The sequence below is a fragment of the Pseudomonas sp. Je.1.5.c genome (genome assembly GCF_051129895.1).
In the GTDB taxonomy this organism is placed as follows: Bacteria; Pseudomonadota; Gammaproteobacteria; order Pseudomonadales; family Pseudomonadaceae; genus Aquipseudomonas; species Aquipseudomonas urmiensis.
Genome location: NZ_JBCPSP010000001.1, coordinates 355547 through 377049, shown reverse-complemented (window position 1 = coordinate 377049; position 21503 = coordinate 355547). Strand labels below are relative to the sequence as shown.

Sequence of the window (21503 nt, the reverse complement as noted above, 5' to 3'; positions counted from 1 at the left end):
GTTGCTTGCCAAGGTTTTTTATCTGCTGTTACTGTGCGTTGGTTTTTCGATAGAACGCCTGGCGTCGCTAATTAAATGACGCGGCGGTGAGTTGTCAGAGTGAAGTAGAGGACGCGTCTAATAATGAATCGGGGCAAGGATGTTCTGTTGCGCGGTTGGGCAAAGTTCCAGCCTCATCTCGCGCTGCTAACCGTGTGGCTGCTGGCTGCGCTGGTCGTGGCACTGCTGGTTGCGATCTGGTGGCTAGGGCCGGACTGGAGCTGGGGTGAGCGGCAACCACTGGCGCCCCTGGCAATGCGGGTAGCGGCCAGCACGCTGGTGTTGGCGATGCCGTTGTCGCTCTGGGCCGTGTGGCTGTTTTGGCGCAATCGGCAACTGCTGGGTGAGCGCCAACAGCACACCGAGCGCCTTGAAGACCCTTGCCTGGTTCATCTGCAGGCCCAGACGCGCGCGCTCGATGCCAGCCTGGCGACCTTGCGTAGCCACAGTCATGAGCGTGGCTACCTGTACCGTATGCCGTGGTACCTGGTGCTGGGTGAGCAACATGCCGGCAAGTCCAGCTTCATCGAGCGCTCCAGTCAGAACTTCGCCCTGAGCCGGGTAACGCGACAAGCGCAGCCGAGCGATCCTGACCTGGCCTATCCGATCGATTGGTGGATGGGCGAGCAGGCGGTGATGATCGACCCGCCGGGCGAGTTCATCAGCCAACCCGAGCGCCAGGTTGCCGCGCCAGCGCTTGCTAGTGCCGCTGGCGACGATGATGAGCACCTATCCGTGGGGCCGCCGCCTGCGGGTGTGCTGCACGAGCAGTCCGGGCTGGGCCTGCCGGCGCAAGCCGAAAAGCGCCTGTGGCAGCATTTGCTCGGCTGGCTGGCGTGCAATCGCAGTCGTCAGCCGCTCAATGGCATCGTGTTGCTGGTCGATGTGGTGGCATTGCTTGAAGGTACGCCCGAGCAGCGTCGTGCCCTGGCGTTCGTGCTCCGGGCACGGTTGTTCGAGCTCAGTGCAGAATTGGGCGTACGCCTGCCACTGTATGTGGTGTTGAGCAAATTTGACTTGCTCGAAGGCTTCGAAGAGCTATTCGCCGGTCTGCCCGCTGCGCAGCGTGAGGAGATTTTCGGTTTTACCTTCAGCCTCGATGCCGTGCATGCGTTCGACACTTGGTTGGAGGAGTTGGCCAAGGCCTATGCGCAGATGGTTACGCTGCTCAACGAGCGGGTGCTGCAGGCCATGGGTGAGCCGCGCGCGCAGCAGGAACGTGAAATGCTGCTGTGCCTGACGCGCCAGGTCAGCGGCTTGCAGCCGCTGCTGCTGAGTTTTCTGCGCGATGTGCTCGGCAGTGATCGCTACAGCACACCGGCCTTGGTGCGTGGGCTATACCTGTCGTCGGTGTACCAGCAAGGGGTGCTGTCCAACGCCTTTCTGGGCAAGGCCGCGCGCACTTATGGCTTTGTCGAGTTGGCTAACGCTGCCAAGCCGCAAGGTCGCTCGGTGGTGTATTTTGCGCAGCACCTGTTGCAGCGGGTCATCTACCCCGAAGCAGGCCTGGCCGGCGATAACATGAAGGTGGCGCTGCGCAAGCGCCGTCACTTGCTGGCAGGCTCGATCGCCGCTGGCGTGCTAGGGCTGTGCTTGACCGCAGCCTGGGCCAATTATTACCTGGACAACCGCGTCAAGACCGACCAAGTCCTGGCCAGAAGCCAGCTGTTCAGTCAGCTCGACGATGAGCAGAGCCTTGACCCTACCGGACGCAATTTGCTCGCCTCGCTCGACGAAATCCACGGCGCATTGGCGGTCTATGGCAATTACCGCGAGGCGTGGCCGCTGGCTAACCTGGGGCTGTACCAAGGGCGTGCTATCGGGCCGATGGTCGATCACGCCTACCTGAATGTGTTATCGCGGCGTTTTCTCCCGGCCTTGGCCAAGGGCGTGCTTGAGACGATTCGCCAAGCCGCCCCCGGCAGCGACGAGCAGCTGGCAGCGCTGCGCGTCTATCGGATGCTCGAAGAGCGCAACAATCGTCGTGCGCAGGTGGTGCAGGAGTGGATGGCCAAGCGCTGGCAGCAGGCTTACCCTGGCGAGCGCGCGGTGCAGGCGGCGTTGATGCGCCACCTTGAATACGGCTTGAGCTACGCCGACGCCGACTTGCCAGCCAACGACCCGCTGATCAGCGAGGCGCAGCAACAGCTGCGCAAGTTGCCCCTGGAGCAGCGGTTGTACCTGATGCTCAAGCAGGATGCCCAAGAGCACTTGCATGGCGCGTTCGACCTGCGCAACCAGGTGGGGCCAGCCTTCGATCTTGTCTTCCAGCTGCCGCAAGCTGGCGACAGCGATGGCGACGACGCCCTGATTGTGCCGGCCTTGATGACGGCCAATGGCTTCAAGCAGTTTTTCGAACCGCGTAGCAAAGCCGTCACTGAGCTGGCGATGATCGATCAATGGGTGCTCGGTGAGCGGGCTGCGCTCGATTACTCAGAGCATGATCGGCAGGCCTTGCTCGACCGCTTGCGGGCGCTATACAGCGCCGATTACATCGATACCTGGCGACGAGCGCTGAATCAGCTGAGTGTCCAACCGTTTGCCGATCTGAGCCAGGCCTTGACCGTGCTGGAGCACATCACTGGGCCGGCAGCGCCCATGCGCCGTCTGCTTGAAGCGGTTCGCGAGCAGTCGGTCATCTACCCTCAAGTCGCGGTGGCGGCTGGCATTGACGAGCAGGGCGCTGCTCAACACGCTGCGGCGCAGCTCCAGGCCCAGGGCATCCGACGCGCCTTCAATGGCTTGTCTGGGATGCTGGCTGGAGAGGGCGACAAACCTAGCTACTACGACGAAACGATCAAGGCGATCAGCGCCATGCAGGACTACGCCAAGTCAGTGCAGGACAGCCCCAACCGCGGCAAGGCGGCGCTGGCCCTGGTGACATCACGCTTTACCCAGACTGAGCCCGACCCGATTGCCAATGTGCAGCGCATTGCCAGCGGCCTGTCCGAGCCGCTCAATCAGCAGGTTCGCGACCTGGCCGAGCACACTGCACAAGTGCTGACGGTGGCGGCCCTGCGTGAGCTGGAGAAACGTTGGCAGGTGGATGTCTACAGCTTTTTTCAGGCGCGCCTGGCGGGTCGCTATCCGTTCCGGGTGCGTGCCGAGGATGCAGCACTGGAAGACTTCGAGGCGTTCTTTGGCCCCAAAGGCCGCTTGCAGACGTTCCAGGCGCAGTATCTGGACGTCTTCCTCAAGGACATACCCGACGCGCTGCACGGCGGCGAGCAGCGCAATCAATTGGTCCGGCGGGAGGTGATCGAGCAGCTAGCGGCGGCTGAGCGCATCCGCGAAACCTTCTTCGACGCCAGCGGCAATCTCAGTGTGCAGTTCAACATCGAACCCTTGGGCTTGAGCCCAAACCAGCGCACCAGCCTGTTGGACCTGGACGGGCAGACGGTTTCCTACACCCATGGTCCCCCGTTCATCAGTGGGGTGATCTGGCCGAACAAAGGTAGCCCGATGCGCAGCAACCTGACCCTGCTCAGGCGCAATGGCACCACCAGCAGCCTGGAGTACCGTGGGCCTTGGGCGATGTTCCGCCTGCTCAGCCGCGGCGCGCTCAATGGCCGCACTGCGACCAGTGTCGACCTGAGCTTCAGGACCGGGGATGGCATGATGCGTTACAAGCTGAGTTCGGAAAAAACCTTCAACCCGATCACCCAGCAGCCGTTCAAGGGGTTCTCCCTGCCACGGGCTCTGCTGCAGCCAAGCGTGGTGGAGCAGCAGGCGGCTGCCTGGGTGCAGTAGCTAGAGTCAAAAACGCCGGGTACTGAGCAACTCATCCAGCACCCTGGCTGCGACGCGGAATGGCATCGACATGTGATCTTCGCCCGGCTCGACCTGAAAATCACTGCGCAGCCCGTACTGCGAGAGCTGCTCGAGCCTCAGTTGCAGCGAGCGCGCGTCCTGGATCTCTTGGGGCATCTCGCGCTCGCCCATCAGCAAGCTCAGGCTGCTATGGGTCAGGTCGATCTGCCCGGCCTGGGCGCGCTGGGTGAAGGTGCGCTCGTGCGCCATCAGGTAGCGATCGCGCCACCACAGGCTGGGGCTCACCGCCACCACGTGCTGGAACAGCTGCGGCCGGGTGAACAGGGTGTACACGCCGAACATCCCGCCAAACGAATGCCCGACCAGGCTACGTTGATCCTGGTCGACCTTGAAGCGTGCGTTGACCTTGGGCATCAGGCGCTGTTCGATGAAGTCGAGAAACAGATCCTGGCCGCCCTGGGGCGGCACGTTGCGCTCAGGCGGTTGCGGTGGCGACAGGTCGAAGGCGCGGCGCTCGAAGTCCAGCGGGGTATCGCTGGGGTAGCCAATGGCGACCAGGATCGCGCCGCGCAACCTGTCCTGCGCGCGTTTGGCGGCATGGAAGGCGGGGAAGTAGGCATTGCCGTCCAACAGGTAGATCACCGGATACCCCCCCGTCCAAGGCACATCGCCCTCGGGCAGGCTGATCATGATGCGGTACTCGCGGCCTTCGGCGCTTTTCATCGTCCACTGCTCGCTGCCGTCCAGGCTGACCGGATCTGCCTGGGCCAGCGACAGGCTGGCCAACAGCAATGTACCTATGAATAGAAACAGTCTGGCAAACATGCGTGTGCTCCTTACCAGCGATAGCTGAGGCTGGTGACCAGGCTGCGCGCTTCACCGCGGTAGCAGTAGCCTTGCTGGCAATTGATGTAGCGCTTGTCGAACAGGTTGCGCGCGTTGAACGCCAGGCGTACGCCGTCCAGGCCGCCGCCGAAGTCGTAGTGCACGCCGGCATCGACCAAGGTGTAGCCTTCGTTTTTCACGGTGTTCTGCGCATCGCCATAGTTGCTGCCGGTGTAACGCGCACCGCCCCCCACGCCAAAGCCCAGCGGCAGGCGGTAGTCGAGCCACAGCGAGGCCAGGTGACGTGGCACGTTCAACGGCTCTTTACCCTCGTTGCCGTCGGTGCTCTTGGTCACTTCAGCGTCGTTGAAGCTGTAGCTGGCGGTCATCTTCAAGCGCTCGGTGAGGTCGGACACCGCTTCCAGCTCAAGACCACGCGAAACTTGCTCGCCGGTGGCGATGCTGCGGGTGGGGTCGGACAGGTCGCGGTTGAGCACGTTCTGCTGGGTCAGGTGATAGAGCGAGGCGGTGAGCATCGTTGCGCTGCCCGGTGGCTGATACTTCACGCCCACTTCGTACTGCTCGCCCTCGGTCGCCTTGTACGGGCTGCCATCGGGCTGGCTGCTGCTTTGCGGCAGGAACGAGGTGGCGTAGCTGGCGTAGGGCGCCACGCCGTTGTCGAACAGATAGAGCACGCCGAGCGAGCCGGTGGTGGCCGAGTCGTTGTCGTTGCGGTTGGCGCTGTTGTCGGCGACCAGGTTGTTGCTGCGGCGCACGTTGACCCAGTCGCGGCGCAGGCCGGCCGACAGGCGCCAGCGATCGATCTCGATCTGGTCTTGCAGGTACAGGCCGCTGCGGTGCTCCAGGCCATCCTCGTCGGCCAGCGCATCGCTTGGGCGCGCCACCGGTTGGTGATAGTTGGGAGCGAAACGGTCAATCGACGGCGCCGGCCCCATGGCATAGAACAGCTTGGTGTCGACCAGGGCGTAATCCCAGCCGCTGACCAGGGTGTGCTGCCAGTCGCCGGTGGCGAAGTGGCTGACCAGGCGGGTGTCGGTCGACAACGAGCTCAGCTCTTCGTAGACCCCCACCGCGTAGCGGTCGAGTACGGTGCCGCGCTCCTGGTATGGCTGCAGGTACTGGTTGGTGGTATCGACCTGGCCGTAGCGCAGGTTCTGCTGGAAGGTGAAAGTATCGTTGAAGACGTGCTCGAACTCGTAGCCCAGGGTCCACTGGCGCTGTTCGAGTTTGTCGAAGTACTCATCGCCCTGCCAGAAGTTGGTCAGGTGATCGCCCTGCTGATAGAGCATCGGCGAGGCGGCGGTTTCCCTCTCTTGGTATTGCGCCAGCACGGTGAGGCGGGTGTCGGGGTCGATCTGCCAGGTCAGCGAGGGCGCGATCAGGCGCACGTCGTTGTTCAGCTGTTCGATGTAGTTTTCCGCGTCGCGATAGACACCGACCACGCGAAACAGCAGGTCACCTTGCTCATCCAGGCGCCCGCCGATATCGAACTGGCCCTGTTGATGGTTGTAGTTGCCCGACTGGATCTGCACTTCGTTCTTGGCCAGCAGGCTCGGGCGCTTGCTCACCCGGTTGACCATGCCGCCTGGGCTGATCTGGCCGTAGAGCACCGATGAGGGGCCCTTGAGCACTTCGATGCGCTCAAGGTTGTAGGCCTCGGTCTGGTACAGCGACAGCCAGCCACTGCCCGGTTGGCGCAGTCCGTCGAGGAAGTCGGCGGTCATGGTGGTCTCAAAGCCGCGCACGCTGATCATGTCAAAGCGTGGGTCCAACCCAGAGCTGCCGACCCGCACGCCAGCGGTATAGGCCACGGCGTCTTCGACCCGGTCGACCTTGCGGTCGGCAATCTGTTCGGCGGTTACCACGCTGATGCTTTGCGCGGTTTCCAGGATCGGGCGGTCGGTCTTGGTGGCGCTGCTGGCATTGCTGGCGAAGTAGCCGTCGACTGGGGCAAAGGCGCTCTGCGTGCCTTTAGCGTCGATAGTGGTCGGCTCCAGTTGCACGCCCGAATCGCTCGGTGCAGGCAGCACCACGTAGCCAGCGGCGGTCTTGTGCGCGGCCAGGCCGCTGCCGCTGAGCAGATGGCTCAGGCCATCCTCCAGCGAGCCGCCGCCCGCCAGGCCTGGGCTGTTCAACCCACGCACAGCCTCTGGTGCAAACGACAAGGTGATGCCCGCACGCTCGGCGAAGGTGCTCAGTGCTTGATCCAGCGGCCCGGCAGCAATGCTCGGGGCGCTTTGCGCTTGGGCCAGGGCGGAACCTGCGAACAGGCTCAGCGCCAGGCAGATGGCACGTGGCAGGGTGCGGCTGGGGAAGGGCGCTAGGGGTTTGGGGGAGCGGCGGGCGGGCAACATGAAAAGGGTCCGTTCAGGAAGTGATCATCCCTAACCGGATGAGGCGTAAAAGTCCGACAGTTTTTTTATGCCGGGACAACTCGCACCCACCAGCGGCTGCGCTCGACGATGCGCACCGGCAACAGGTGGGTGATGTTGCGCAGCATCAGCGCCGGTTCATCCAGGCGGAACACCCCGGACAAGCGCAGATCCGCCACCGCCGCATCGCAGCCTAACCAGCCGTGACGGTAGCGGCCGGCTTCGGCGAGCAAATCGCCCAGGCGGATATCGCTGACCATCAGCAGGCCACGGCTCCAGGCGAACGGGTCGAGTGGCCCCGGCGCCAAGGCACGCATGCCCTGGGCGTCGATGGCCAGGCCGGTGCCGGCCTGGACGCTGCGCATGCCGCTGCTGGCGCGCACCAGCACTTCACCGCGTTCGACGTGCAGTTCGCTGTAGCCTTGCTGTTCGCGCAGTACCGCCCGTGCCTGCTTGCCGTCACACAGCGCATAGCGGCAGTGGGCGCGCCAATCGGCGCCGTCGAGCAAGACTTCGCCGGCCCGCAACGTCAGCGCATGGCTGTGCACATCGACTGCGCTGTTGGTGTTGAGCATCACCTGCAGGTCACTGGCCAGTGCCAGCTGACGGCGCTCGCCGGTGGCCGTGGCGAAATCGCTACGCCAGCCCGGTGGTGCCTTGCTCACCAGCAGGGTGCTGGCGCCCAGCGCTGCGCCGACGCCGAGCAGCTTGAGCATGCGTCGTCGGCCCAGGTCAGTCTCGGCGCGGCGTAGCAATGCGTTGGTTTGGGCGGCATCGGGTAATTGGCTGGCATTGAAATGCCCGCTTAACTGACGCATGCGCTGCCAGGCCAGTTCATGACGGCCATCGCGCAGGCGCCAGGCCTGGAGCTGGGCGTGCAGCTCGTGGCTGTCGGGATGCTCGCGCAGGCGCATTTGCCATTCGATGGCCTTGCACACAATGGCTTCGGGTATGCGCTCGGCGCTGGCGCTCATGGCGCCTCCTCGAAGCACACCCGATAACAATGCAGCAGGGCATTGGCGACGTGACGCTCGGCAGTGCGGCTGGAGATGGCCAGTTGTTCGGCGACCTGGGCGTGGGTCAGGCCGCCCAGTTGATAGAGCAGGAAGGCTTCGCGCACTACAGGCTTGAGCCCGTCGAGCATCTGCGCGATGCGTTCCAGGCACAGCAGCGCCTCGTGGCGTACTTCAGGCGAGGGGTAGTTGGCCTCGGGCACCAGGGCCAGCGCTTGCAGGTAGGCGCGCTCCAGCGCATCGCGGCGCCAGTGGTCGATCACCAGGCCGCGGGCGATGCGCGCCAGCAGTGCTTTCGGCGCACGGTCGCTGATCGGCTGGTTACGTACCAGCAGGCGCACGAAGGTGTCCTGGGCCAGGTCCGCCGCTTGCTGCGAGCAGCCCAGTGAACGGCGCAGCCAGCCGTGTAGCCACCCGCGGTGGGTGCCGTACAAGACCTCGAGCGGGATGATCGAATCCGTTTCAGGCAGCGACATGGAACGCCCCGGGGCAGACAATAGAAGAGGGAATCACGAAAGCGCGCACCATAAACGCGAATCGTTCCCAGTTCAACTGTTTTTACAGGGCAGGGGAGGCAACGTGGGAGCCGGATCAGCTCCCACTGGAGGAGGGGTCAATCAGACGCTGACAGCTTTACCTTCACTGCGGCTCTGTTCGAGCAGCAGGCTCAACTGCGCAACCTGGCGCTGCAATTGGTCACGCTCTTCCTTCAGACGGCGCAGTTCATCACGACGTACGGAGACATAAAGGGTCTGGACGGGAGTAGCTGGCATCAAGGTACCCATTGCACACCTCGCAATTGGCTAGTGACATTTGTAAGCGTAGACGCTCGCGCGGCGCGCATTCTGAATTCTTTCTGCGGCCTTGGGAACTTTTTTGTTTATCGTTGTCACGCCGTTCGTCGCTGAACCCTCGGGCGAAGTGCTGGACTAATCTGAAAACCTGAACCGCCTTGTCATCCATTTCTTAGGGGAGCGTCAGCACATGCAACTGGGAATCGTCGGGCTGGGCCGCATGGGCGGCAATATCGCAAGACGGCTGATGCGTGCAGGGCATCGTACCGTGGTCCATGACCGCAACCGCGAAGCGGTCACTACCTTGGAAGCCGAGGGCGCCCAAGGTGCGCACGACCTCGGCGCGCTGATCCAGAAACTCAAGGCGCCGCGCGCGGTATGGGTGATGCTGCCGGCCGGCGAGCCCACCGAGCAGACCATCGCCCAATTGGCTGAGTTGCTTGAGCCGGGCGATGCGATCATCGACGGCGGCAATACCTTCTACAAGGACGATATGCGCCGCGCTGCCGAGCTGGCCAAGCGTGGCCTGCATTACCTGGACGTTGGCACCTCCGGTGGCGTCTGGGGCCTGGAGCGCGGTTATTGCATGATGATTGGCGGCGAGCAAGCGGTGTTCGAGCGCCTTGAACCGCTGTTCAAAACCCTCGCTCCAGGGGTCGGCGATATCCCGCGTACCCAAGGCCGCAGCGGTGAGCATGAGCGCGCCGAGCATGGCTATATCCACGCAGGCCCTCCCGGTGCCGGGCACTACGTGAAGATGATCCACAACGGCATCGAATACGGCCTGATGCAGGCCTATGCCGAAGGTTTCGACCTGCTGCGCAGCAAGGGCGGCCCTGAGTTGCCCGAAGCCCAGCGCTTTGACTTGAACGTGGCCGAGATCGCCGAAGTGTGGCGCCGTGGCAGCGTGGTCACCTCTTGGCTGCTGGACCTGACTGCCGATGCCCTGGTCGCTGACCCTGCGTTGTCTGAGTTCAGCGGTTCGGTGTCCGACAGCGGGGAAGGGCGCTGGACCATCGATGCTGCGGTCGAGCAGGCGGTGCCGGTGCCGGTGCTGTCCAGTGCACTGTTCGCGCGTTTTCGCTCGCGTCAGCAACAGGGCACCTTCGGCGATAAAGTGCTCTCGGCCATGCGCCTGGGCTTTGGTGGCCACGTCGAGAAGAAACGCGGATGAGCCAACAGAAGATCCCCGCCGCGCCGCCCTGCACGTTGTTCTTGTTTGGCGCCAATGGCGACTTGGTCAAGCGCCTGCTGACGCCGGCCCTGTACAACCTGAGCCGCGATGGTCTGCTCGATCGCAATCTGCGCATCGTCGGGGTCGATCACAACGCCGCCACCGCCACGGAGTTCGCCGAGCGCTTGCATAGTTTCATGGTCGAGCGCGACAAGGGCGAAGGGGCCGCCACGTGCCTGGATGACAAGGTCTGGGCTCGCCTGGCCAAGCGCATGGACTACCAGACTGGCGATTTTCTCGACCCAGCCACCTACCAGGCGCTGGCCAAACGCATTGACAAGACAAGCCACGGCAACGCGATTTTCTACCTTGCCACCTCGCCACGCTTCTTCCCGGAAGTGGCCCAGCGCTTGGGCGCTGCCGGCCTGCTCGACGAATCGGCGGGTGGCTTTCGCCGGGTGGTGGTGGAAAAGCCGTTTGGCACCGACCTGGCCAGCGCCGAGGCGCTTAACGCCTGCCTGCTGAAAGTGATGAGCGAGCGGCAGATCTACCGCATCGACCATTACCTGGGCAAAGAGACGGTGCAGAACATTCTCGTCAGCCGTTTCTCCAACGGCCTGTTCGAGTCGTTCTGGAACAACCACTACATCGACCATGTGCAGATTACTGCCGCCGAAACCGTCGGCGTCGAGACCCGCGGCGCCTTCTACGACAACACCGGGGCGTTGCGCGACATGGTGCCCAACCACTTGTTCCAGCTGCTGGCGATGGTCGCCATGGAGCCGCCGGCGGCGTTCGGCGCAGATGCCGTGCGCGGCGAGAAGGCCAAGGTGATCGGCGCCATCCGCCCGTGGTCGCAGAAAATGGCCCTGAAAAACTCCGTGCGCGGCCAGTACAGCGCCGGCAAGCAAGGCCGCAAGCGGGTGCCGGGCTATCGCCAAGAGGCGAACGTCAGCAAGGACAGCCAGACCGAAACCTACGTTGCCCTCAAGGTGATGATCGACAACTGGCGCTGGGCCGGTGTGCCGTTCTATTTGCGTACCGGCAAGCGCATGAGCGTGCGCGACACCGAAATCGCCATCTGCTTCAAGCCCGCGCCGTATGCGCAGTTTCGGGAGTCGGAACTGGAGCGGCCCAAGCCCAACTACTTGAAGATCCAGATTCAGCCCAACGAAGGGATGTGGTTCGACTTGCAGGCCAAGCGCCCTGGGCCGGAGTTGGTGATGGAGAATGTCGAGTTGGGTTTTGCCTACAAAGACTTCTTCAAGATGACCCCGGCCACTGGTTACGAGACCTTGATCTACGACTGCCTGACCGGTGATCAGACCTTGTTCCAGCGCGCGGACAATATCGAGAACGGCTGGCGTGCGGTGCAGCCGTTTTTGGATGCCTGGGCCAGTGAAAGCGAAGTGCACCCGTACCCAGCAGGTGAAGATGGCCCTGATGCCGGCAACGAGCTGCTCAGCCGCGACAAGCGCGAGTGGCATACCCTGGGCTGATGGCTGTGCATCGGTGTCGCCCTCTTCGCGGGCAAGCCCGCTCCCACAGGGATAGCGCCGCTTTCAGGATCGGCGCGGTACCTGTGCACGCTTGCCCGCGAAGAGGGCGGAACGTCCACCACCCGACTGGCAGACCAACCCGCCGCTGCGACGCATAGCGTTTCCCCAGGCACGACGCCGTCATGCAGTCAGCGCGATCCCTGTGGGACCGGGCTTGCCCGCGAAGAGGCCGGAACGTCCACCACCCGACTGGCAGACCAACCCGCCGCTGCGACGCATAGCGTTTCCCCAGGCGCGACGCCGTCATGCAGTCAGCGCGATCCCTGTGGGAGCGGGCTTGCCCGCGAAATGGCCGGAACTTTCACCACCCTACTGGCAGACCAACCTAGAGACCACGAACAACCCAGATCAAGTATCAAGACCCGCAAGGAGCCCCCATGCCAGCACCGATCGAAGACTACGCCCTGCTGGGCAACTGCCGCAGCGCCGCGCTCGTCAGCCGCGATGGCTCGCTGGACTGGCTGTGCCTGCCGCGCTTCGACGCCCCGGCCGTGTTCGCCGCGCTGCTGGGCAACGAAGAATACGGCCGCTGGCGCTTGGCCCCCTGCGATCCGGTCGAGCACTCCAGCCGTCGCTACCTGGGCGATACCCTGGTGCTGGAAACCACCTACAGCACCGCCAGCGGTCGCGCCCGGGTGCTCGATTTCATGCCCTTGGACGAAAGCAACGCGCTGATCCGCATCGTCGAAGGCCTCGCCGGCGAAGTCAATTTCGAAATGGACCTGGTCCTGCGTTTCGACTACGGCCGCAGTGTGCCCTGGGTAGAAAAACTCGACCCGCTGACCTTGAGCGCCGTCGCCGGCCCGAACCGACTGGTCCTTTGCAGCACCGTAACCACCCACGCCCGCGACCACCACACCGTGGCCCGCTTGCGCGTGTGCGCCGGCGAACGGCACAGCTTCAGCCTGCGCCACCAGCCTTCGCACCTGCCGGTGCAGCCCGGATGCGACATTGACAACGCCCTCGAACACACCCTCACCCAATGGCAAACATTCGCCGACCGTTGCCCGGACGTCGGCCCCCACACTGCCCATGTGCGCCGTTCGCTGCTGACCCTCAAGGCCATGACCTACGCGCCAACCGGCGGCATCGTCGCCGCCGTGACCACCTCGCTACCCGAGCGCATCGCTGGCGAGCGCAATTGGGACTATCGCTACTGCTGGCTACGCGACGCCACCATGACCTTGCTCGCTTTCATGAACCTGGGCTACTTCGACGAAGCCCAGGCCTGGCGCGAATGGTTGCTGCGCTCGGTAGCTGGCAACCCCGAGCAGATGCAGATCATGTATGGCCTGGCCGGGGAGCGCGATCTGCAGGAATACACCCTGCCGTGGCTGCCTGGCTACGAGCACTCCCAGCCGGTGCGCGTGGGCAATGCCGCGTCGCAGCAGCGCCAGTTGGATATCTACGGCGAAGTGGCCGACGCCATGACCCAGGCGATCAAGGGCGGCTTGCCACGCCACCCACGTAGCGCCGCGATTGCCCGCCTGATACTGCCCTACGTGGAGCGTATCTGGCGCGAGCCCGATGAAGGCATCTGGGAAGTGCGCGGCGGGCCGCAGCATTTCGTGCACTCCAAGGTCATGGCCTGGGTGGCATTCGATCGCGCTGCGGGGCTGGCCGACACCACCGAGGAGGACCGCGAACGCGGCCGGCATTATCGCCAGGTGGCCGATGAGATCCACCGCGAAGTCTGCGCGCGCGGGCTGGATGGCAAGGGCGAGTTCTTCGTGCAGGCGTACGGCTCCAGCGAGCTGGATGCCAGTCTGCTGCAAATCGCCTTGACCGGTTTTTTGCCTGCGGACGATCCGCGCTTTCTGCGCACGCTTGATCAGATCGAAAAACGCCTGCTGAGAAACGAGCTGTTGCTGCGCTATGACAGCGACAGCTGCAGCGATGGGCTGACCCCAGGGGAGGGCACGTTCCTGGTCTGTTCGTTCTGGCTGGCGGATGTCTATGTATTGCTTGGCCGCCAGGAGCAAGCCCAGGCGCTGTATGAGCGTTTGCTTGGCTTGTGCAATGACGTGGGTTTACTGGCCGAGCAATACGATCCGGCCGGCAAGCGCATGCTGGGCAATTTCCCTCAGGCGTTCAGCCATATCGGCATCATCAATACCGCGCTGAATGTGCACCGGGCGCAGTGTCCGGCGCGCGATCGGGCTCGCTGTGGTTGATTTGAGCCTGGTCAATCCAATGGTGCGCTTGGGCCTCTGAATAGTATGTGACGCATAACGTCACATATGTTATTTTGCTCCGTGTGATGCGTCGGGTCACACTTGCGTCATTCTCACTGAATGGATGCAGCGCGATCCTCATGATCATCAGCTTTCGGCACAAAGGACTGCGCGTTTTTTATGAAACCGGCAGCACCCGCGGGATCCAGCCAGCCCATGCCAGCCGCCTCAAACGGCAGTTGCAAATCCTCGACCGTGCCATCGCGGCAGACGAGATGAGCGTGCCTGGCTGGCAATTGCACCCGCTCAAGGGCGAATTGGCTGGCTTCTGGTCGATCAGTGTCTCAGGCAATTGGCGGGTGATTTTCCGCTTTATTGGCTCGGACGTAGAGTTGGTCGATTACCTTGATTACCACTGAACAGGAGGGCACACCATGCCTCTGCACAATCCGCCCCATCCAGGTGAAACGCTGCGTGAGGACGTCTTGCCGACGCTAGGCCTGACAGTGAAAGCGTTTGCCGCGCACCTGGGTTTTTCCCGCGAGGCGCTCTCGCGGGTACTGCATGGCCGGGCCGCAGTCTCACCTGACTTGGCGTTGCGCTTGGAGATGGCTGGAGTCAGCACGGCTCGTCTGTGGCTGGCGATACAGGCTGATTACGATCTTTGGCAGGCTCGAAATCGTAAGCAGCCTGTTGTCGAGCGGCTTTTTCAGGCGGCATGAACGCTGTAGTCAAGCCCATCGTTTCTGCCATGGTCTCGCGCGGTCCTATCGATAGATAAAACCTTCCGACTTCTCCGTCGATCATTGTTGAGCTGGATTGTTGTCGCCTTTGCCTTTGCTGTGGTCTTTACCTGTAGCTGTGACACCGTGAGTTGCTTGACCGAAAGCAGCAGCGCTATCGCTCACTGCTCGGCTCGCAACCAACCCCGCAAGCGCCTGGCGCAGGCCGGGCAAATCGCTGAAACGCCGCTCACGCGTGACGCTACCGCCCTGCATTTCCAGCCACTGAACACTGTCGCGGTCACCGGCGTAGCGCTCGGCGACCTGGCCGTCGCGGTCCAGCAGAATGCGGTAGGTCGCCGAGCGCATATTTGGCACCAGCACGGCCTGGACCAGGCTCGGCAGCTTTTCGATATCCGCCACGAAGACCACGCCGCGTTGTTCCAGATAACCTTTCGGGGTGTGTTCCACCGCACTGTTTACCAGGCGCGCGCTGGACATGCTGCGGGCAATCATCAGCACACGGGTCTGGCCATCGAGGGTGTAGGGCTGGTCGAACTGGTCAGAGAGCGTCCAGGCATCGCGCACAGGCAAGGCCTGTTCGGCCAGCAGTGGGGGACAGCTCAGGCTGAGGATCAACAATAGCCAGGTCCGCATCGGGCAATGCTCGCGAGTGAGTGTGCTCCTTACCCTAGTCGTGCGCATACGCTAAAGCCAGCCGGCGCATGCTAAGTTACCCCGACCTCTCCCTCACCCGAGATGAGGCCCGAACCGGCGGTCGCAAACTCAGCCGACCACACATGGCCCATAAAAGGAGTTTACCGATGCCATTCCCCGCCCATGAACACACCGCCCTGTTAGCGCTCAAGGGCGTCGGGCCGACCGTCATCGCACGTCTTGAGCAGATAGGCATCGACTCGCTGGCGCTACTCAGTCAGGCGAATGTAGGCGACATCCTTGCTCAAGCTTCTGCCGCAGTGGGCTCGACCTGTTGGAAAAACAGCCCGCAAGCGCGGGCGGCGATTACTGCGGCGGTCGAGTTTGCCAAGAGTGCACAGTCAAGCACACCCGCCGCCCACTAGGCAGCGCTGGTACCTGAGATAGTCGTGAGTGCCGGTGCCCGTGCAGATGAACCCCGCCTGCTCATACAGGTACCTGGCGGGGTTATCGGGGCGCACGCTCAAGGCCAGCTGGGTGAACCCCAGGCTCAGTGCATCAGCGCTGTACCTGTCCAGTAGCGTGCGCCCCACGCCATTACGCCGGTAGCGCTCCGAGACATGGATAGTGCACAGCTCAGCCGTGCCTTGCTCGGCAGTCCATAGCGCGTAACCGGCGAACTGCTCATCGATGAGCGCGACCGTCAGTCGCTCGAAGTTATCCACCCAGCGCCGTAGATGCCTTTCCAGTTGCAGGCGCCAGGCCGTCTCATGGGCGGGCTCCCAGCGTTGGATGTAGGCCTGTTCGCCTTGATAGATCGACGGCAGGTCGGTCACCTGCGCGGGTCGTAGTCGAAGGGTCATCCTTGTGCCCTGTAGCTGATGAGGGGAGGTGGGGCGCGACGAGACAGAACGCTCAAGACTTCCCGTCAAGAAACCCGGATAATGCCCGCCATCGTTTTGCTCGAATTATGGTAATCCCGCATGGAAATCAAGGTAAATTTTCTCGATAACCTTCGACTTGAAGCCAAGTTCGATGATTTCACGGTGGTGGCCGATCAACCTATCCGCTACAAGGGCGATGGCTCGGCACCGGGGCCGTTCGACTACTTCCTGGCTTCGTCGGCGCTGTGCGCGGCTTACTTTGTAAAGCTGTACTGCCAGACGCGCAATATCCCTACGGAAAATATTCGCCTTTCGCAGAACAACATCGTCGACCCAGAAAACCGCTACAACCAGATCTTCAAGATCCAGGTCGAGCTGCCGGCCGATATCTCGGAAAAAGACCGCCAGGGCATCCTGCGCTCGATCGATCGCTGCACGGTGAAAAAGGTCGTGCAGACCGGGCCTGAGTTCATCATCGAAGAGGTGGACAACCTCGACGCCGATGCCCAGGCGCTGCTGATGCTCGACAGCGACGCCCAGGCCCGCACCTATATTGCCGGCAAGGACCTGCCACTGGAGCAGACCATCGCCAACATGTCGGCGATTCTCGCTGATCTTGGCATGAAGATCGAAATTGCCTCGTGGCGCAATATCGTGCCTAACGTCTGGTCGCTGCACATTCGTGATGCGCACTCGCCGATGTGCTTCACCAACGGCAAGGGGGCGACCAAGGAAGGCGCGTTGGCCTCGGCCCTGGGCGAATTCATCGAGCGGCTGAACTGCAACTTCTTCTACAACGATCAGTTCTGGGGCGAAGACATCGCCAATGCAGACTTCGTGCACTACCCCAACGAGCGTTGGTTCAAGCCGGGCCCGAAGGACGCGCTGCCGACGGAAATTCTCGATGAGTACTGCCTTGAGATCTACAACCCCGACGGCGAGCTGCGTGGCTCACACCTGTACGACACCAACTCGGGCAACAAGGAGCGCGGCATCTGCTCGCTGCCGTTCGTGCGCCAGTCGGACGGTGAGGTGGTGTACTTCCCCTCCAACCTGATCGAAAACCTGTACCTGAGCAACGGCATGAGCGCCGGCAATACCCTGGCCGAAGCGCAGGTGCAGTGCCTGTCGGAAATCTTCGAGCGCGCGGTCAAGCGCGAGATCCTCGAAGGCGAGCTGGCGCTGCCGGATGTGCCGCAGCAGGTGCTGGCCAAGTACCCTGGCATTCTCGCCGGGATCCAGGGCCTGGAAGAGCAAGGCTTCCCGGTGTTGGTCAAGGACGCTTCGCTGGGCGGTGAATTCCCGGTCATGTGCGTGACCTTGATGAACCCGCGTACCGGCGGTGTGTTCGCCTCGTTTGGCGCGCACCCAAGCTTTGAAGTGGCGCTTGAGCGCAGCCTCACCGAACTGCTCCAAGGCCGTAGCTTCGAAGGCCTCAACGACCTGCCGCAACCGACCTTCGAAAGCCACGCGCTGACTGAGCCGAACAACTTCGTCGAGCACTTCATCGACTCCAGCGGCGTGGTGTCGTGGCGCTTCTTCAGTGCCAAGGCCGACTTCGAATTCGTCGAGTGGGATTTCTCTGGCCAGGGCGAGCAGTCCAATGCCGATGAAGCGGCGACTTTGTTCGGCATCCTCGAAGGCATGGGCAAGCAAGTGTACATGGCGGTCTACGACAGCCTTGGCGCCAATGCTTGCCGGATCCTGGTGCCGGACTACTCGGAAATCTACCCGGTGGAAGACCTGATCTGGGACAACACCAACAAGGCCTTGCTGTTTCGCGCCGACATCCTCAACCTGCACCGCCTCGATGACCGCAGCCTGAGGGCGCTGGTCGAGCGTCTGGACAACTGCGAGGTGGACGAGTACACCGCCATCAGCACCTTGATCGGCATCGAGTTCGACGACAACACCGTCTGGGGTCAGTTGACGATCCTGGAGTTGAAACTGCTGATCAGCCTGGCCTTGAAGCGCTTTGAAGTGGCCAAGGAACTGGTGGAGACCTTCTTGCAGTTCAACGACAACACCCTGGAGCGCGGTCTGTTCTATCAGGCGCTGAACGTGGTGCTCGAAGTGCAGCTGGACGATGAGCTGGAGCTGGCCGATTACGAGGTCAACTTCCGCCGCATGTTCGGCAACCCACGGATGGATGCGGTGATCGGCTCGGTCGACGGCAGCGTGCGCTTCTATGGCTTGACCCCGACCAGCATGAAGCTGGAAGGGCTCGACCGACATTTGCGCCTGGTCGACAGCTACAAGAAGCTGCACAGCGCTCGGGCCAAGGCGGCGCTGTCCTGATAACGGTGTAAACAACAAAAGCACCCGAGGGTGCTTTTGTTGTTTTTGCAGCTTAGAACGTCCCGCGCTAGAAGAAGCTGCGCTGGGCCTTGAAGGTGAGCATGCCATCGCAGTAGCTGTTGATACCTGCATAGGCTGCGCAGCCGCCCCCACTGAGGTCGGAGTTGCTGTAGATCAGGTTCAGGTCCAGGCCCAGCCACGAGCGCGACAGCTTCAGCGACCAATCGTTGAAGCTGTCGACCTGGCGGCCATCGCCGATGGTGTAGGGCGTCCCGAGGCGGTGATGGGCCAGCTTCACGGTCACCCCGACATCCAACAGCGGCAGTTGGCCCAGGTCGGCGAACAGGGTCCCAATGCGGTTGTCGGGGTTGTCATTGAGCGCGCCGCCCAACTTGCTACCCAACAGTGACAGCCCGCCGTACATGGCGTAGCGGTCACGGCCTGATATCTCGGGGTAGCTGTAATGGATCAGCCCTACCTCGTAGCCCAGGCTGTTGTCGAAGTGGTGCTTGTAGCCCAGGTAGTTATCCAGTTGCAGGGTGGAAGTGGGGGTCAGGCCCATGCTCGGCGCGTACTGGCCGAAGTACCAGCCGCTGGGGTGGGTGAAATCCAGGCCGCCGTGGAACGAGCCGATCGCGCTGGGAGAGATCAGCCCTTGGGCCATGCTGCGCGAGGCACTGGTGCCCAGTTTGAAATCGAACTCACCTAGCTGGCGCTGGATGATCTGCGCCTGCAGCGGCGGGCTGAGGAGCAGGGCTGCGCTGAGCAACACTAGCGGCTTGGTCATCATTACCGTCCTGGAAAGCCCGGATTTGAGAGGCCGAGGATACCTGTGCCTGCCGACATGGGGAACCCTTGAGCGAGCCTGCGGGATTTCCCTCTGGGCGATCTGCAGCCTTGAGCGTGGGTATATTCGATCAGGCACTATGCATGTACCCAACTCATCTAGCGTCGCGGGCACAGGCCATTGCCGTTGGCCGGGGATAGGGTTTAGCTAATCGCTGGCCGGGCGCAACCGGCTCGGCCTGAACACTCCAAGACAACAATGGCGCGCTGACCGCCTCAAGCAAGGCGGCCGCGCGGAAAATCAGGTGCACGCCATGAGCACACCCCTGGATTTGCAAGCATTGAAGGCCCGCCAGCAGGCGGCGTGGGCCAGTGGAGATTACGCGGTCATCGGTACCACGTTGCAGTTGGTTGGCGAGCGGTTGGCCGAAGCCTGCGACCTGCGCTGGGACGAGCAGGTGCTGGATGTCGCCGCCGGCAACGGTAATGCCACCCTGGCGGCTGCACGGCGCGGTTGCCGGGTCACTTCCACCGACTATGTACCCGAGCTGCTCAAACGAGGTGAAGAGCGCGCCCGCGCAGAACACTTGGATGTCGTGTTTCAAACCGCCGATGTTGAGGCGCTGCCGTTCGACAGTGGCGCGTTCGATGCCGTCATCTCGACTTTCGGTGTGATGTTCGCCCCCGATCAGGCGCAGGCGGCCAAAGAGCTTGCCCGGGTTTGCCGCTCGGGCGGCAGGATTGGCCTGGCCAATTGGACCCCACAAGGTTTTATCGGCCAGATGTTCAAGACCCTGGGCCGGCACGTGCCACCGCCTGCCGGTGCGCAACCGCCATCGAGGTGGGGCGATGAAGAGCAGTTGCACCAGCTGTTCGGCGATGCCATCGGCTCAATCAAGGTGAGCCGCCAGCATTTTAATTTTCGCTACCGTTCGCCGGCGCATTTCATCGATGTGTTTCGCACCTGGTACGGCCCGGTGCACAAGGCCTTTGCGTCGCTGGAAAGCGCCGCAGCGGGTGCACTGGAAAGCGATTTGACCCAGCTGCTCAATGAGCACAATGGCGCAGGCGAAGCGTCGTTGGTGGTGCCCAGTGAATATCTGGAAGTGGTGATCAGCCGCCGCTGAAGGTGAAGCCACCGCCAGATGGCGCCTGGGCTGGCGTTATCTGGCGATAGTGACAGGTGTGGGGGACACTCTGGCCTCTTCGCGGCGAACCGCCGCGAAGAGGCCAGAACCCACAACACAAAAATTGAAAATCAAACGTTGGCTTTGGCTTTGGCTTAACTGGGGTTAGTTGCCTGCGCCTTGCGCAAAACTGTTAGCCTTGACGGGTTTCAGTCGCATTGGACAGGCCATGGCCAACCACAAGATCGAGATCCGTCGACGCAACGTCGAGAAGATTCTGCAAGCTGCCGAGAAGGTGTTTGCCGAGAAGGGCTTCGGCGCCACTTCGATGGGCGATATCGCCGAGCAGGCCGAACTGCCGCGCTCCAATCTGCATTACTACTTCAGCACCAAGGACGACCTGTATCGAGCGGTGCTGCAGGATCTGCTGGATGTGTGGAAGCAGGACGCCCTGTGCTTCGAGCGCTTCGACGACCCGCGGGTGGTGCTGACCAGCTATATCCGGGCCAAGATGAGCCACTCGCGCTCGCGCTCGCTGGGCTCGAAGATCTGGGCCGAGGAGATGCTGCACGGCGCGCCGCTGCTGGGCGCGAGCCTGGATGACAGCCTGGTGCCCTGGGCGCAGCTCAAGCAAGCGAAGATCCGTCGCTGGGTCGAGGAGGGGCGGATCTTGCCGGTCGAGCCTTCGGCGCTGTTGTACATGATCTGGGCCTCGACCCAGCATTACGCCGACTTTGGTTATCAGGTCGAGCTGCTCAATGGCGGCGAGCCGCTGTCGGACATGGCTTTTGAAAGGGCGGTGCAGACAGTGACCGGCGTTATCCTGCGCGGCATTGGCTTGGAGCCTTGATATGCATGACACGCTGATTGAACGAGCTGAACGCAGTATCCACGAGGTGCATCACCTAATTCATACAGTGTTCACCCGGCCTGCGGCTGAGACCCGCGACGTGCTTGAGCAATTGATGGCGGTGTTTGCCGATGACTTCAGCATGGTCACCACGGCTGGAGCGCTGGTGGACCGTAGCCAGGTGCGGCAGATGTTCGATCGCGTTGCGGGTACGCGGGTAGGGTTGCACATGCTGGTCAGCGATGTGCAGGTGGTGTGGCAGGCGGGGAGCGGCGTTGCCTTGAGGTACAAGGAGACGCATCGTTTGGCCAGGGTTGAGCAGGTGCGGTATTCGTTGGTGATCGTGCAGTGCAGCGCACAGGCGGTTGTTTGGCAGTGTTTGCATGAGACGGCGTTGGGGTGAAAGTACTGGGGCCGCAAAGCGGCCCCGACTATCG

19 protein-coding genes are annotated in these 21503 nt (G+C 62.5%); 11 read left to right on the top strand and 8 right to left on the bottom strand.

All coding sequences use genetic code 11. The annotated features are described in order from the left end of the window. Nucleotides 1-123 precede the first annotated feature (123 nt). Entirely contained in the window at nucleotides 124-3789 is a 3666-nt protein-coding gene (gene tssM, locus AAZU54_RS01905) for a type VI secretion system membrane subunit TssM (RefSeq protein ID WP_434726434.1), read from the top strand. A gap of 6 nt (nucleotides 3790-3795) precedes the next feature. On the opposite strand, the gene AAZU54_RS01900 is transcribed toward tssM, so the two are convergent. The 5 genes from AAZU54_RS01900 to AAZU54_RS01880 all read right to left on the bottom strand — a co-directional run bounded on the left by AAZU54_RS01900 (nucleotide 3796) and on the right by AAZU54_RS01880 (nucleotide 8826). After that, a complete protein-coding gene (locus tag AAZU54_RS01900) occupies nucleotides 3796-4635 on the bottom strand; it encodes an alpha/beta hydrolase (protein ID WP_186557242.1) in 840 nt (279 codons plus the stop codon). An 11-nt stretch (nucleotides 4636-4646) separates the two neighbouring features. Beyond that, on the bottom strand, nucleotides 4647-7010 hold the full coding sequence (locus tag AAZU54_RS01895) for a TonB-dependent siderophore receptor (protein WP_434726433.1): 2364 nt from the start codon (nucleotides 7008-7010) through the stop codon (nucleotides 4647-4649). A gap of 65 nt (nucleotides 7011-7075) precedes the next feature. Further along, the gene (locus tag AAZU54_RS01890; protein WP_405130181.1) at nucleotides 7076-8002 is read right to left on the bottom strand and encodes a DUF4880 domain-containing protein; all 927 of its coding nucleotides are present in this window, start codon (nucleotides 8000-8002) and stop codon (nucleotides 7076-7078) included. Beyond that, the gene (locus AAZU54_RS01885; protein WP_186557239.1) at nucleotides 7999-8517 is read right to left on the bottom strand and encodes a sigma-70 family RNA polymerase sigma factor; all 519 of its coding nucleotides are present in this window, start codon (nucleotides 8515-8517) and stop codon (nucleotides 7999-8001) included. The genes AAZU54_RS01890 and AAZU54_RS01885 overlap by 4 nt, the downstream gene beginning before the upstream one ends. Before the next feature lie 141 nt (nucleotides 8518-8658). Then, complete coding sequence (locus AAZU54_RS01880) at nucleotides 8659-8826, bottom strand: DUF6026 family protein (RefSeq protein ID WP_225915609.1); 168 nt, start codon at nucleotides 8824-8826, stop codon at nucleotides 8659-8661. 199 nt (nucleotides 8827-9025) lie between these two features. On the opposite strand from AAZU54_RS01880, the gene gnd reads away from it, so the two are divergent. The 5 genes from gnd (at nucleotide 9026) to AAZU54_RS01855 (ending at nucleotide 14464) form a co-directional block, all read left to right on the top strand. Continuing rightward, the gene (gene gnd, locus AAZU54_RS01875) at nucleotides 9026-10009 is read left to right on the top strand and encodes a phosphogluconate dehydrogenase (NAD(+)-dependent, decarboxylating) (protein WP_186557238.1); all 984 of its coding nucleotides are present in this window, start codon (nucleotides 9026-9028) and stop codon (nucleotides 10007-10009) included. Then, a complete protein-coding gene (zwf, locus tag AAZU54_RS01870; RefSeq protein ID WP_186557237.1) occupies nucleotides 10006-11508 on the top strand; it encodes a glucose-6-phosphate dehydrogenase in 1503 nt (500 codons plus the stop codon). Before gnd ends, zwf begins: the two co-directional genes overlap by 4 nt. Nucleotides 11509-11945: 437 nt before the next feature. Then, on the top strand, nucleotides 11946-13742 hold the full coding sequence (locus AAZU54_RS01865) for a glycoside hydrolase family 15 protein (protein ID WP_434726432.1): 1797 nt from the start codon (nucleotides 11946-11948) through the stop codon (nucleotides 13740-13742). A gap of 140 nt (nucleotides 13743-13882) precedes the next feature. Beyond that, on the top strand, nucleotides 13883-14161 hold the full coding sequence (locus AAZU54_RS01860) for a type II toxin-antitoxin system RelE/ParE family toxin (protein WP_312151635.1): 279 nt from the start codon (nucleotides 13883-13885) through the stop codon (nucleotides 14159-14161). Nucleotides 14162-14176: 15 nt separating this feature from the next. Further along, nucleotides 14177-14464, top strand: coding sequence for a HigA family addiction module antitoxin (locus AAZU54_RS01855; RefSeq protein WP_186557235.1), 288 nt, complete (start codon nucleotides 14177-14179; stop codon nucleotides 14462-14464). An 81-nt stretch (nucleotides 14465-14545) separates the two neighbouring features. Here the strand turns inward: AAZU54_RS01855 and AAZU54_RS01850 are convergent, their stop codons facing one another. Continuing rightward, on the bottom strand, nucleotides 14546-15121 hold the full coding sequence (locus AAZU54_RS01850) for a hypothetical protein (RefSeq protein ID WP_392464182.1): 576 nt from the start codon (nucleotides 15119-15121) through the stop codon (nucleotides 14546-14548). Nucleotides 15122-15288: 167 nt separating this feature from the next. Between AAZU54_RS01850 and AAZU54_RS01845 the strand changes: the two genes are divergently transcribed. Beyond that, entirely contained in the window at nucleotides 15289-15546 is a 258-nt protein-coding gene (locus AAZU54_RS01845) for a helix-hairpin-helix domain-containing protein (RefSeq protein WP_186557233.1), read from the top strand. Here AAZU54_RS01845 and AAZU54_RS01840 read toward each other — a convergent pair. Further along, a complete protein-coding gene (locus AAZU54_RS01840; protein ID WP_186557232.1) occupies nucleotides 15523-15984 on the bottom strand; it encodes a GNAT family N-acetyltransferase in 462 nt (153 codons plus the stop codon). The two genes, AAZU54_RS01845 and AAZU54_RS01840, sit on opposite strands and share 24 nt — an antisense overlap. Nucleotides 15985-16104: 120 nt before the next feature. On the opposite strand from AAZU54_RS01840, the gene AAZU54_RS01835 reads away from it, so the two are divergent. After that, entirely contained in the window at nucleotides 16105-18303 is a 2199-nt protein-coding gene (locus AAZU54_RS01835) for an OsmC domain/YcaO domain-containing protein (RefSeq protein WP_434726431.1), read from the top strand. Nucleotides 18304-18370: 67 nt separating this feature from the next. Here the strand turns inward: AAZU54_RS01835 and AAZU54_RS01830 are convergent, their stop codons facing one another. Beyond that, complete coding sequence (locus AAZU54_RS01830; protein ID WP_186557230.1) at nucleotides 18371-19090, bottom strand: TorF family putative porin; 720 nt, start codon at nucleotides 19088-19090, stop codon at nucleotides 18371-18373. Nucleotides 19091-19403: 313 nt separating this feature from the next. On the opposite strand from AAZU54_RS01830, the gene AAZU54_RS01825 reads away from it, so the two are divergent. The 3 genes from AAZU54_RS01825 (at nucleotide 19404) to AAZU54_RS01815 (ending at nucleotide 21469) form a co-directional block, all read left to right on the top strand. Then, a complete protein-coding gene (locus AAZU54_RS01825; RefSeq protein WP_434726430.1) occupies nucleotides 19404-20216 on the top strand; it encodes a class I SAM-dependent methyltransferase in 813 nt (270 codons plus the stop codon). 229 nt (nucleotides 20217-20445) lie between these two features. Further along, complete coding sequence (locus tag AAZU54_RS01820; protein ID WP_186557228.1) at nucleotides 20446-21066, top strand: TetR/AcrR family transcriptional regulator; 621 nt, start codon at nucleotides 20446-20448, stop codon at nucleotides 21064-21066. Between the two features lies 1 nt (nucleotide 21067). Continuing rightward, nucleotides 21068-21469: a DUF4440 domain-containing protein gene (locus AAZU54_RS01815; protein WP_186557227.1), complete on the top strand. Its 402-nt coding sequence runs from the start codon at nucleotides 21068-21070 to the stop codon at nucleotides 21467-21469. The last annotated feature ends 34 nt before the right edge of the window (nucleotides 21470-21503 follow it).